Genomic DNA, 12,707 nt, shown 5'->3' with positions numbered 1-12,707 from the left:
GGGTTAAATTAAATTCTAAATTTTAGAAATTGTAATTAATGCGAGCATAATAAAACGCACCGCCAAAGCCCATTTGAACAGAATCCCAATATCCGCCTCCTTCCGTCCAATCATCTTGCTGGTCTGGATATATATTGAAAAGGTTATTGGAGCCCACGTTCAATTTTATATTTTCTGAAACTGTAAATCCAAGATTAAGATCAGTTACAAATTTAGCTGTGTAAGTATCTGTTGCGGCAATAATTTGATTTTCGAAACCACCGTAATCTGCAGAATCTTCAAACATTTGAAAATCTAAAAGTTCAACTTCACTGAAACGTGTAATGGTAAGTCCGGCACTTAACCAATTTCTTTCATAGGTAAGAATTCCTACCAACTTACTTTCCGGGGCTGATGCCAATAGAAAAGCTTTATCTCTTTCCCCAAAAAATGTTTGTTCGTCAAGATTGCCGTTTTTCACATCTTTAATTACCATATTATTGATATTCGCTAAAACCGAGACTCCAATAATATTATCATCAAAATTGTCTTTATAAGTTAGTACAACATCAAGTCCTGTGGTTTCTGTATCTACTCCATTCACGAAAAATTGTGCAGAATCTACATTTTCTATATCTGGAGCAGGGAAATTTCCTGTTAAAACAATCCTGTCTTTAACATCTATATAATAAAGATCTGCAGTAGCAGTAAATTTTGAAAAGTTTGCAGTAAAACCCAAACTAGCGTTTATAGATGTTTCTTCCTTTAGCTGTCCAATACCAAAAGAAGCTGTAACTGGACTATTGTTTGGAGATAACAATTGATCGCTTGCTTCGCCACCAATAAAATTGGTGAATCGAAGATTGTAATATTTCTGAGCTAGGGATGGAGCTCTAAATCCAGTACTAAGCGAACCTCTAACGTTTATGTTATTTGTAGCTTTAAATCGCATTGCAAGCTTTCCATTAACAGTGCTTCCGAAATCGCTGTAATTTTCAAAACGTCCCGCTGCGCTTATTAAAAAAGCTTCACTTAAATCAAATTCTCCGTCTGCATATACAGAAACATTTGATCTACTTCTGTCCACCTCATTTGTAGGACCATAACCTGGAAACCCTTGAGAACCTCCCGGTCTTAATATTTGATTGCCGTCATCGTCTAAAATTGGGTTGCCTTCATTGTCTCTATAAATTACAATGTTTGCTTCGGGCGTGTTTGCATTTACAGCAACTCCGTTAACATCATATGTGGCATAAGAGCCTTCTTCGCCTGCAAAAATCTTAAAGTTTTCGGTTCTGTATTCTGCTCCAAAAGCCAAGTTCATTCCGCTTAAAACATCATCATAATATTTAGAAAAATCCAAATTTACCGTGTTCTGTGACAAGGAGTGGCCTCCGGCATCAAATTCATTTGGAGACAGACCTACCAATGAGGCATTTAATGTCCCTTTTATATAATAGTGAAAGTTGTTAATACCATAAGCGTTGCTAATATCCACTTTCCATCCAGAATCGGCTGTGGTTTTAACACCGGCAACTACTGAATTATCTGTAATTATCGAGGTAATTCTTGGAGTGTAACCATTTGGATAAATTGATTCAACAACACGATTTCCATCATTTCTTGTGAAAGCATATGCATCGGTATCTCTATAATTTCTTCCGCCAAAAGCATAAACTTCAGTTTTTTCACCTACGGGAATTCCAACATTTCCCATTAAATTAAAACCTTCAATAGCGGCTTCGCCAAAACCTTTTCTGAAATCGAAAGTAGGGCGTAGGGTTTTATTTTTGTTGATATATTCAGTTGTAAAGTTTGCGAAACCTCCTTTTTCGCCAATCGCAAATCCGTAATTAGCGCCAAATTTTAAAGAGCCCCCATCGAAACTTTTATCCTTTCCAATTGCATTTCCATCCTTTTCGGTGTCAAGACGATACCCGTCTGTATTCCAAAGTCCGTAAGCATCTTCCGTAAAATCACTAGTGTCAACATCTGCATTGTTGCTATATGCTCCGTAAGAAACGCTTCCGGTTAATTCATCAACATTGTCCTTGAGCACTATGTTTATAACACCTGCAATAGCATCGCTACCGTATTGTGCGGAAGCGCCGTCGCGTAATATTTCTATTCGCTTAATGGAAGTAGCCGGAATGGCGTTTAGGTCAGTACCTGTATTTCCCCGGCCGCGAGTTCCAAAAACGTTTATAAGTGAAGATTGGTGTCTTCTTTTACCATTTATCAAGACCAAGGTTTGGTCAGGTCCTAAACCGCGCAAGGAAGCAGGATCAATGTGGTCTGCGCCGTCTGACCCAGACTGTTTGCTTGCGTTGAAAGACGGAGCTGCATATTGCAAAAGTTCGTTTATTTCCACTTTACCTACTTGCATTGTTGTGGCTTCCACATCAATCACATCAATAGGAACTGCGGAATTTACAGCGGTTCTTTTTGGGCTTCGCGAGCCTACAATCATTACATCTTCCAGTGATTCTCCTTCGGATAATGTAACTTTAATATTTGTTTGTCCATCTACTTTAATTTCTTGGGTGTTGAAACCAACATAGCTAAAGGTTAGTGTAGCATTGTTTTTTACCTCGATTGTAAAAACACCATCTATCGTAGTAGTGGTTCCATTTGCTGTGCCTTTTTCAACCACATTTACAAATGAAAGGGGGACTCCAGTGTCATCCGTGACCGATCCAGAAACGGTGACTTGCGAAAAAGCAATTCCGCAAATAAAAAATAATAGAAATGTAATTTTCTTCATTGTTAGTTGTTTTTTGTGTTAGTTATTTGTTAAAGTTAGGTTTTTAATTTATTTATTCCTCGATTTTGTTTTGAATTTATAAACAAGGTTTTGCACATAACTTTCTAAATAAAAAATTTATCCTAATCACAAAATTGTGACGGGAATATCAATTCCAAACAATAAAAAATACATATTAACTTTTCGCGAAATTTTTGAAGAAAATAATTTGCAAAAAAACCGCCTCAATATAATTGAGACGGTTTTTAAAAAATGTAAAAAATATTTAGTCCTTTTTCAATTTAGACATTCCTTTCGGTCTTGATTCTAATTGTGCTCTTCTTTCTGCAAGTTCTTTCTGCATCTGGGCTTGTTTAGCTTCATATTCCATTTTTTTCTTGGCTGCCAATTCTGCCTGTTGCTTTTTTGAAGCTTCAAGCTGTTCCTGCTGCTGTAATTTTTTTTCAGCAATCATAGCTTCATTTTGTAGATCAACGTTTGTTTCATCTACCATTATTTTTTTATCAGAATCTTTTTTTGTGGTTTCGCTGAACTCTTGGTTAGTTTCATTGTTATCTTTAACAATCACAGCGCCACTTTCGGTATCAGTATCTTTAATCTCCTTAATTTTCACATCACTTCCTTCTTTGGTAATAACACGTTTTACGGTAGATTCTTCTTTTACAGTTTTATTTACTTGTGCTTGGGTTGCGGTTATTGATAAGGCAACAACAGCAATACTCATTAAAATACGTTTCATAATTATTGGTTATTAAGGTTTATCTTGTAAACATAGTGTTACAATCGTTAAGTTCTTGTAAAATTTTAGTGAAATAAAACCTAAACTTTTTTATGAAAAGCAGTTTAATCAATTGCGAAAAGTCAGTTTTGAAGATGTATATTTGCGCCTTCGTAAACCGAAGCTATTTTAAGCAAAGGTTTGCCCTAAAAAATAAACTTAATGAAAGCAGGTATTGTAGGATTACCAAATGTGGGAAAATCCACTCTTTTCAATTGTTTGTCTAACGCAAAGGCACAAAGTGCCAATTTTCCATTTTGTACCATTGAGCCTAATGTAGGTGTGGTAAACGTGCCCGATCAGCGCTTGTTAAAATTGGAAGAATTGGTAAATCCCGAACGTGTACTTCCCGCAACTGTTGAAATTGTTGACATTGCTGGGCTTGTAAAAGGAGCGAGTAAAGGTGAAGGTTTGGGGAATCAGTTTTTGAGTAATATTCGCGAGACAGATGCTATTCTTCATGTGTTGCGATGTTTTGATAACGATAACATTGTACACGTAGACGGGAATGTAAACCCAATTCGCGATAAGGAAACCATAGACATTGAACTTCAATTGAAGGATTTGGAAACGGTTGACAAAAAACTTGAAAAAGTAAAACGTGCCGCACGCACAGGCAACAAAGAAGCCCAAAAAGAAGAAACTGCTTTACTAAAAGTAAAAACTGGTTTGGAAGCCGGAATTTCAGTCCGCGCAATAGATTTGACAGAAAGTGAACGTGAAGAATTTATTGTGAATGCACAATTTATTACAGACAAACCTGTAATGTACGTTTGCAATGTGGATGAAGAATCTGCCGCTACAGGAAATGCATATGTTGAAAAAGTGAAAGCAGCCGTTGCTGGAGAAAATGCCGAAGTATTGGTTTTAGCAGTGGGCACAGAAGCAGATATAACCGAATTGGAAACTTTTGAAGAAAGACAGATGTTCCTCGAAGATTTAGGGCTGGATGAAGCAGGTTCGGCAAAATTGATTCGTAGTGCTTATAAATTATTGAACCTTCAAACCTATTTTACAGCAGGGGTAAAGGAAGTGAGAGCTTGGACAATTCCCGTGGGCGCAACAGCACCACAGGCAGCTGGAGTAATACATACAGATTTTGAAAAAGGTTTTATCCGTGCTGAAGTTATTAAATATGAGGACTATGTAACTTACGGAAGCGAAACTAAAGTAAAAGAAGCAGGAAAGATGGGGGTGGAAGGAAAGGAATATATTGTAAAAGATGGAGATGTGATGCACTTCCGTTTTAATGTATAAAAATAAAAAATCCCGCTCTTGCGGGATTTTTTTTTAATTTATTCGAAGTAGTTAAAAATCTAAAAAGTATATCTAAAAGCCATTCCGTTATAACTATCGCCATTAAAACTGGTCCCAGAGCTCGGGTAAACATCTAAATTATCTACTTTTCTCTTGTGTAATTCAGGGACTAAAATTCCAGTTCCCGCACCCAAAACATATCCTATAAGTACATCAGATAAAAAGTGTTGGCCCGCTTCCATTCTAAAAACTCCAACAGCTGCGGGAAGAACGGCAGCTCCACCCCAAATAAATATTTTTCCATTGGCATCTGGATTGAAATCAGTATAAGCTTTGGCCGCAAAAAATGTAGCTGTGGCTGTAGCTGCAACATGACCGGAGTAAAAAGCACGCTGGCCATTATTTTTAAACCTTCTATCGTTTGAAGTATCGCCACTATTGTCATAAACATATGGACGACTTCTATCTACTAAACCGGCAGTAATTGTGTATAAAGCTGCGGTCGTAGCCAAACTTTCAATATACAAACCTATATATTGTCCAGTATGATCATTAATTTCATCATCAAAAAGAAATGCAAAAGGTGCGACAAATGAAAGGGCAAAAGGAATATCACTTATACTATTTGCACTTTCTGAGTGTTTACCCGCCACCCATTTATCTAAAAAGGGTAGATTGTCAATTTTATCTTGCAGCAATTGTGGGTCAGTGAAATTGATTTCTTTTTCTGAAGGGAAATCTTCTTTGTTTTTTATTAAAAGTAGTCCGTAAGCGCTCGCTCCAAGTGCTGCTCCGGTCCAGATTCCATCTCGAACCCACTTCCATTCGTATGGAGAAATGCTTTTATCACTTTTAGTTGAAATATTTTTCGAAAAATCAGTATTGGGTGATTTTACGGTTGAAGAATTTGTTTGAACAAGACCTGCATAAAAATCATTAAATTGACTATCTGATTCTTGTGAAGCTAAAGCTTTCGAATTAAAATTATAAATTGTCTTAGTGACCTTTAAGCTGTCTTGAGCGTAGGTGTGCGCTATAAATAATAGCGCTATTAGGAAGGTGGTTTTTTTCATAGGCGCTAAGATATATAGATAGCCAATAGAGAAAATATCCTTTAACTTATATTTAAAAATTATTTATAATGGTTTTTGGATTTTTATTCTTGATAAAGTCTCAGTTGCTTTTTTAGTAAATCCATTTGTTTTTCCATCTTTTCCATGCGTTTAAGCATCTGTTTTATTGCGTCCAGTCCCTCAAAATTAATCCCTAAGTCGTGATGAAGGCGAAACAACTTCTCTATTTCCGTTATATCTTTTTCACCCATGAAAAGATCGTTTTCCCTTTTTTCAAATGTCACCAGCCCATATTCTTGAAGATTCTCAACAAATGAAACTTCAATCTCTGTATGATTACAAAAATGACTTACCAATATATATTTTTCTCTTGCCATTATCTCAGTTTTGAAAGTTCATTAAACAATTCTATTTCTTTTTCTGAAAGGTTTTTAGGAATTTCAATCTTGTAAGTAATGTACAGATCCCCGTGTTGTTCTTCTTTTTTGTATATGGGCAATCCTTTGCCTTTCAATTTAACCTTGGTGTCGTTTTGGGTTTCAGGCTTTACTTTCAATTTTACTGCACCATCCAAAGTGTCAATGGTTATTTCGGCGCCCAAAAGTGCATTGTAAAGACTTATATTTTCTGTTTTGTAAAGATCGCTGCCAACCCGCTTAAAGGCTGTATTATTAAATATCTCAAAAGTGATTAATAGATCGCCTTTTGGGCCCCCATTTCTTCCTTCGCCACCGTAGCCTTTTATTTTAATAGTCTGTCCATCTTCAACACCAGCAGGAATAGTCAATCGAATCTTTTTATCACCAATGCTGATTGTTTGCTTCTGGTTTTTAAGAATATCGGTTAAATTCAACCGAAGTGTTGCATTCAAATCCTGTCCCTTAAACTGTGATGTCTGTCTTCGGCTGCCGCCACCGCCGCCAAACATAGATTCAAAAAAGTCTGAAAACTGACTTTCGTCAAAACCCTGTCCGCCACCAGAATAGGTTCGTTGTCCGCCGAATCCTTGCGAACCCTGTTGTTGTTTTGCTTGTTCATAGGCATCTGCGTGCTGCCAATCTTTTCCATATTGGTCATATTTTTTTCTCTTTTCAACATCGCTCAATACTTCGTTCGCCTCATTAAGCTGTTGAAATTTTTCTTGCGCTTTTTTATCGTTAGGGTTTAAATCTGGATGTAGTTTTCGCGCATGTTTTCGGTACGCTTTCTTAATGTCTGCTGCAGTTGCGCTTTTGTCAAGACCAAGAATTTTGTAATAATCTATAAATTCCATTGATGTTTTTATTTACGCAATGAAATTATAAAAAGAATTATAAGGAATCAATGATAATGCTCATTCTTCACAAAAGTTTAGTAATTCGTTTTTTTATACATTAAGCTTCTTCTTAATTTTACTAACAATCCCGGCCATTTTATTGTTAATTACTTTCCCAAGTATTGGTTTCACAAGTGCTACCGTATATTTATATTAGCAACCCTACACCAAATCTTTATGGCCGAAACACAATATACCGAAGACAACATACGCTCGCTCGACTGGAAGGAACATATCCGCATGCGTCCAGGTATGTATATAGGGAAACTTGGGGACGGTTCTTCGCCAGATGACGGTATTTATATTCTTCTAAAAGAGGTGATTGATAACTGTATTGATGAATTTGTAATGGGTGCCGGAAAAACCATTGAAGTTCGAATAAAAGACAAAGAAGTGAAAGTTCGCGACTACGGTCGTGGCATTCCACTGGGAAAAGTGATCGATGTTGTCTCCAAAATGAACACGGGTGGAAAGTATGACAGTCGTGCGTTTAAGAAATCTGTTGGTTTAAATGGTGTGGGAACAAAGGCTGTAAATGCACTTTCTTCATTTTTTAAAGTTGAATCGGTTCGCGATAATCAGCTGAAAGCTGCTGAGTTTTCATTGGGCGAACTTAAAAATGACCTTGCGGTTGAAGAATCTACAAAGCGAAAAGGAACAAAGGTAATTTTCATTCCAGACGAAAGTATTTTTAAAAATTTCAAGTATCGAAATGAGTATGTAGAAAAAATGCTGAAAAACTACGTCTATCTAAATCCGGGATTGACGATAGATTTTAATGGCGAAAAATTCTATTCTGAAAATGGCTTGAAAGATCTTTTGATGGAAACCATTTCTGAAGAAGACAGTGCATATCCGATAATTCATTTAAAAGGTGAAGATATCGAGATTGCGATGACACACAGTAAAACCCAGTACAGCGAAGAATATCACAGTTTCGTGAACGGGCAAAACACCACGCAGGGTGGAACGCATTTGGCCGCTTTTCGCGAAGCTTTGGTAAAAACTGTCCGCGAATTTTACAATAAAAATTACGATGCCAGCGATGTGCGAAAGTCAATCGTTTCGGCGATTAGTATAAAAGTTACCGAACCTGTTTTTGAAAGCCAAACCAAAACCAAATTAGGTTCTACTGATATGGGCGACGGACTTCCAACAGTGCGAACGTTTATAAATGACTTCGTTAAAACACAGCTCGATAATTACCTTCATAAAAATCCTGAGGCTGCAGATGGAATTCAGCGTAAAATAGTCCAAGCTGAAAGAGAACGGAAAGAACTAAGTGGCATTCGTAAACTCGCTAAGGATCGAGCTAAAAAAGCCAATCTTCACAATAAAAAATTGCGGGATTGCCGTGTGCATTTGGCAGATATAAAAAATGAACGAAATCTTGAGTCAACCCTTTTCATAACCGAGGGAGATTCTGCGAGTGGAAGTATTACCAAAAGTCGTGATGTAAATACGCAAGCGGTTTTCTCACTCCGTGGAAAGCCCCTAAATACGTACGGAATGACCAAAAAGATTGTTTATGAAAACGAGGAATTCAATCTTTTGCAAGCCGCATTGAATATTGAAGATTCAATGGAAGATTTGCGCTACAACAATATTGTTATAGCAACTGATGCCGATGTGGATGGAATGCACATTAGATTATTGCTGATTACATTTTTCCTTCAGTTTTTCCCTGAATTGATAAAAGAAGGGCATTTGTATATTTTGCAAACCCCGCTTTTCCGTGTTCGAAATAAAAAGGAAACTATTTATTGCTATTCCGAAGAAGAAAGGGTTAATGCAATAGAAAAATTAAATCCAAAACCCGAAATCACCCGATTTAAAGGTTTGGGAGAAATTTCACCGGATGAGTTTGTACATTTTATTGGGAATGATATTCGTTTGGATCCTGTGATGCTCGATAAATCGATGAGTATCGAAGAATTACTTTCTTTTTATATGGGCAAGAACACACCCGACAGACAGGAATTTATTATTGAGAATTTGAAGGTTGAACTTGATAGGGTTGAGGAGTAGTGAACAGTAATCATTAGCAGTTGGCAGTAGGTTCGCGAATTATTGCGTGCATTATATTCGGAAAGTCTAATTTATATTTAACGAAATAAAAATTTTATGAAAAATAAGATTTTAATAGTTTTAAGTTGCCTTGTAATATTGTCTTGCAATAAAAATGATGAATGTGAAAGTATACAACCCTCACAGCCAATTGCATTTATATCTATTATAGATGGAGATGGTGTTTCTTTAATTGGAGAAGATAACGTTTATAAACCTTCCGAAATTTCTTTGGAAAAAGATGGCCAACAGATTTCTGCTATAGATTTTTTTGAAGATGAATCCATAGGAATTACGGTTATTCAAATTTATTTCGATTTATTGGAATCTGGACAAGATTATATGTTGAAGCTGAATTCTGAAGAAACGGATATATTAAATATAGATATAGCAAGAAATGACGGTTTTTGCTTTGATACTTATGAAATTGAGAAATTTCAGGTCAATGGACAAGCAATACAACCTGATCTTAATACGTATGTAATTCAAAAATAAAACCTTTGTGAATCTCTGTGAAACCTTTGCGCAACTTGTCGTAATAGCTATAACACAGAGTTACACAAAGAATCACAGAGTTACACAGAGAATAAAAAATAAAATTAAAGAATAGGTAATAAATAATGAGTGACGAACTCGACAATAACGAAGAACAAGAAATCACGGGCCCAGACTACTTGGGCGTAAATGACGATACGTCTGGCGAATCCATAAAAAAGGTAACTGGAATGTACCGCGACTGGTTTTTGGATTATGCAAGTTATGTAATCTTGGAACGCGCAGTACCTGCAATTGAGGACGGGTTTAAGCCTGTGCAACGCCGTATTATGCAGTCTATGAAAGATTTGGATGATGGGCGTTATAACAAAGTTGCGAATATTGTTGGTCACACCATGCAATACCACCCGCACGGGGATGCTAGTATTGCTGATGCCATGGTGCAAATTGGTCAAAAAGATTTGTTGATAGATACCCAAGGAAACTGGGGAAACATTCTCACGGGTGATAGTGCTGCAGCTTCACGATATATTGAGGCACGACTTTCAAAATTTGCCTTGGATGTAGTTTATCACCCAAAAGTAACTAGGTGGCAGGCTTCTTATGATGGACGAAGAAAAGAGCCAATCAATCTTCCTGTTAAATTTCCGCTATTGTTGAATCAAGGTGGAGAAGGGATTGCCGTTGGACTTTCTACTAAAATTCTTCCACATAACTTTCTTGAACTCATTGATGCTTCCATCAAGCACTTGCAAGGGAAAAAATTTCAGATTTACCCAGATTTTCCAACGGGCGGGATTATGGACGTTGCCAATTATAACGATGGTTTGCGAGGCGGTAAAATTCGCAGTCGAGCCAGAATCAACCAACTGGATAAAAACACACTTATAATTACCGAAATCCCATTTGGAACCAATACTTCGTCGCTGATTGACACCATTCTGAAAGCGAATGAAAAGGGGAAAATAAAAATCAAAAAAATAGAGGATAACACTGCTGCTGAAGTAGAAATCCAAATTCATTTGCCTAGCGGTATATCGCCAGATAAAACTATTGATGCGCTTTATGCATTCACTGCTTGTGAATCTTCAATTTCGCCATTAGGCTGTGTTATTGAAGACAATAGACCTTTATTTGTAGGTGTTTCCGAAATGCTTCGCGTTAGTACGGACCGCACAGTAGAATTGCTAAAAAGCGAACTCGAAATTCAATTGGGTGAACTTGAGGAGCAGTGGCATTTTGCTTCCTTGGAACGTATTTTCATTGAAAACAGAATCTATCGCGACATAGAAGAAGAAGAAACTTGGGAAGGTGTAATTGCCGCAATTGATAAAGGTTTGCAGCCACACATTAAGCATTTAAAGCGCGCCGTTACCGAAGAAGACATAGTGCGCTTGACAGAAATTCGCATTAAAAGAATTTCTAAATTTGATATTGATAAAGCGCAGCAAAAGATTGATGCGCTGGAAGATAGCATAGCTAAGATAAAGCATCACTTAGCGAATTTGATTGAATATGCGATTGACTATTTCAAAAGGTTGAAAAAGGATTACGGAGCCGGAAAGGAACGTAAAACCGAAATTAGAACATTTGATGATATAGAAGCAACGAAAGTTATAATCAGAAATACAAAACTGTATGTAAACCGCGAAGAAGGCTTTGTGGGTACAAGTTTAAAACGCGACGAATATGTTACTGATTGCAGTGATATTGATGACATTATAGTTTTCACCGAAGATGGAGTTATGATGGTCACCAAAGTGGACCAAAAAACTTTTGTAGGCAAAGGTATTATCCACGTAGCGGTATTTAAAAAGAAGGATAAGCGAACCATATACAACATGGTATATCGCGATGGTGCACGTGGTGCAAATTATGTGAAGCGCTTTGCGGTAACTTCTACGACTAGAGATAGAGAGTATGATATGACCAATGGAAATAAAGGCTCCAAAGTACTTTATTTTACGGCAAACGCTAATGGTGAAGCCGAAGTTGTCACCATTTATTTGCGCCAAAGTGGAAGCATCAAAAAACTGAAATTTGATCTTGATTTTGCCGATCAGTTGGTTAAAGGAAGAAATTCCAAAGGAAATATTGTCACCAAGTATTCCATTAAAAAAATTGAGCTTAAAGAGAAAGGACTTTCCACGTTGAAACCCCGAAAAATATGGTTTGATGATTCTGTGCAGCGCTTAAATGTTGATGAACGCGGGGAGCTTTTAGGTGAATTTAGGAAAGAAGATAGATTGCTTATCGTAAATCAAAAAGGCATTGTTAAAACAGTAGTTCCCGATCTTCAGCTACGTTTTGATGACGACATGATTATTCTTGAAAAGTGGGATCCCAAAAAACCATTAAGTGCCATTTATTGGGAAGGAGAAAAGGAACTTTTTTATGTGAAGCGCTTTTTGATTGAACATCCAGATAAAGAAGAAACTATTATCACTGAGCACCCCAATTCATACCTCGAGAAGATTTTTACAGATTACCGCCCAATGACACAGATTGTTTTTGCCAAAAAAAGAGGGCAGGAGCGTGATGAAAATATGGAGCTTAATTTGGAAGAATTCATCGCTGTAAAAGGAATTACCGCAATGGGCAACCAACTGACTAAGGAAAAGGTTTTGGAAATAAACACCTTAGAACCTTTGCCTTACGATCCACCTCCAGCTATTGAGCCAGAAGAGATGGACGTTGTGGATGAGGAAGATATGGCTTCAGATGAAGAAGGGCCTGAAGTCGAAAATAATTCAGAGGCAAACGATTCAAACGACGATAATGGCTCCAAAACAGATGAAGGCGGACAAGGGTTGTTGTTTTGATGTTTCTAAACAAAGCCTGTTTTAATTTATTTCTTCAGAAGAAATCTTACTTTCTGTTTCCAAACCTTTTGATTTTCAAAAGAAAAACATTATTTTTGCACCCCTTTTAGCGACGAGTCAAGAATAAGAGGAATTGAAACAAAACAAAAACAAACCC

9 protein-coding genes are annotated in these 12,707 nt (G+C 37.0%); 4 read left to right on the top strand and 5 right to left on the bottom strand.

Translation table 11 applies throughout. The annotated features are described in order from the left end of the window. Window positions 1-22: 22 nt before the first annotated feature. Both AEQU1_RS14985 and AEQU1_RS14980 read right to left on the bottom strand, forming a co-directional pair. Window positions 23-2,743 carry a TonB-dependent receptor gene (locus tag AEQU1_RS14985; RefSeq protein ID WP_111882395.1) on the bottom strand — a complete coding sequence of 907 codons (2,721 nt, stop codon included), beginning with the start codon at window positions 2,741-2,743 and terminating at the stop codon, window positions 23-25. Between the two features lie 265 nt (window positions 2,744-3,008). Then, the gene (locus AEQU1_RS14980) at window positions 3,009-3,482 is read right to left on the bottom strand and encodes a hypothetical protein (RefSeq protein WP_111882394.1); all 474 of its coding nucleotides are present in this window, start codon (window positions 3,480-3,482) and stop codon (window positions 3,009-3,011) included. A 201-nt stretch (window positions 3,483-3,683) separates the two neighbouring features. Here AEQU1_RS14980 and ychF point away from each other — a divergent pair, with 201 nt between their 5' ends. Continuing rightward, the gene (gene ychF / locus AEQU1_RS14975) at window positions 3,684-4,778 is read left to right on the top strand and encodes a redox-regulated ATPase YchF (RefSeq protein WP_111882392.1); all 1,095 of its coding nucleotides are present in this window, start codon (window positions 3,684-3,686) and stop codon (window positions 4,776-4,778) included. 59 nt (window positions 4,779-4,837) lie between these two features. Here ychF and AEQU1_RS14970 read toward each other — a convergent pair whose 3' ends face one another. From AEQU1_RS14970 to AEQU1_RS14960, 3 genes are all read right to left on the bottom strand, one after another. After that, window positions 4,838-5,851 carry a phosphatase PAP2 family protein gene (locus AEQU1_RS14970; protein ID WP_111882389.1) on the bottom strand — a complete coding sequence of 338 codons (1,014 nt, stop codon included), beginning with the start codon at window positions 5,849-5,851 and terminating at the stop codon, window positions 4,838-4,840. Window positions 5,852-5,934: 83 nt separating this feature from the next. Beyond that, window positions 5,935-6,228, bottom strand: a complete 294-nt coding sequence (locus AEQU1_RS14965; protein ID WP_111882388.1) for a chaperone modulator CbpM — start codon at window positions 6,226-6,228, stop codon at window positions 5,935-5,937. Next, the gene (locus tag AEQU1_RS14960) at window positions 6,228-7,124 is read right to left on the bottom strand and encodes a DnaJ C-terminal domain-containing protein (protein WP_111882386.1); all 897 of its coding nucleotides are present in this window, start codon (window positions 7,122-7,124) and stop codon (window positions 6,228-6,230) included. Before AEQU1_RS14960 ends, AEQU1_RS14965 begins: the two co-directional genes overlap by 1 nt. Before the next feature lie 219 nt (window positions 7,125-7,343). Between AEQU1_RS14960 and AEQU1_RS14955 the strand changes: the two genes are divergently transcribed. From AEQU1_RS14955 to AEQU1_RS14945, 3 genes are all read left to right on the top strand, one after another. Next, entirely contained in the window at window positions 7,344-9,194 is a 1,851-nt protein-coding gene (locus AEQU1_RS14955; RefSeq protein WP_111882384.1) for a DNA topoisomerase IV subunit B, read from the top strand. 96 nt (window positions 9,195-9,290) lie between these two features. Then, on the top strand, window positions 9,291-9,728 hold the full coding sequence (locus AEQU1_RS14950) for a hypothetical protein (protein ID WP_111882383.1): 438 nt from the start codon (window positions 9,291-9,293) through the stop codon (window positions 9,726-9,728). 125 nt (window positions 9,729-9,853) lie between these two features. Further along, window positions 9,854-12,550, top strand: coding sequence for a DNA gyrase/topoisomerase IV subunit A (locus AEQU1_RS14945; RefSeq protein WP_258455306.1), 2,697 nt, complete (start codon window positions 9,854-9,856; stop codon window positions 12,548-12,550). Window positions 12,551-12,707: the final 157 nt, after the last annotated feature.

It is taken from the genome of Aequorivita sp. CIP111184 (genome assembly GCF_900489465.1).
GTDB lineage: Bacteria > Bacteroidota > Bacteroidia > Flavobacteriales > Flavobacteriaceae > Aequorivita.
Note: the sequence above shows the minus strand (reverse complement) of the source record. Positions and strands in the feature narration are given on the sequence as shown.

What these genes read in the sequence shown, in the direction of transcription:
- AEQU1_RS14985 (WP_111882395.1), bottom strand. Translation starts at nt 2,743, where the DNA reads ATGAAGAAAATTACATTTCTATTATTTTTTATTTGCGGAATTGCTTTT.
- AEQU1_RS14980 (WP_111882394.1), bottom strand. Translation starts at nt 3,482, where the DNA reads ATGAAACGTATTTTAATGAGTATTGCTGTTGTTGCCTTATCAATAACC.
- ychF (WP_111882392.1), top strand. Translation starts at nt 3,684, where the DNA reads ATGAAAGCAGGTATTGTAGGATTACCAAATGTGGGAAAATCCACTCTT.
- AEQU1_RS14970 (WP_111882389.1), bottom strand. Translation starts at nt 5,851, where the DNA reads ATGAAAAAAACCACCTTCCTAATAGCGCTATTATTTATAGCGCACACC.
- AEQU1_RS14965 (WP_111882388.1), bottom strand. Translation starts at nt 6,228, where the DNA reads ATGGCAAGAGAAAAATATATATTGGTAAGTCATTTTTGTAATCATACA.
- AEQU1_RS14960 (WP_111882386.1), bottom strand. Translation starts at nt 7,124, where the DNA reads ATGGAATTTATAGATTATTACAAAATTCTTGGTCTTGACAAAAGCGCA.
- AEQU1_RS14955 (WP_111882384.1), top strand. Translation starts at nt 7,344, where the DNA reads ATGGCCGAAACACAATATACCGAAGACAACATACGCTCGCTCGACTGG.
- AEQU1_RS14950 (WP_111882383.1), top strand. Translation starts at nt 9,291, where the DNA reads ATGAAAAATAAGATTTTAATAGTTTTAAGTTGCCTTGTAATATTGTCT.
- AEQU1_RS14945 (WP_258455306.1), top strand. Translation starts at nt 9,854, where the DNA reads ATGAGTGACGAACTCGACAATAACGAAGAACAAGAAATCACGGGCCCA.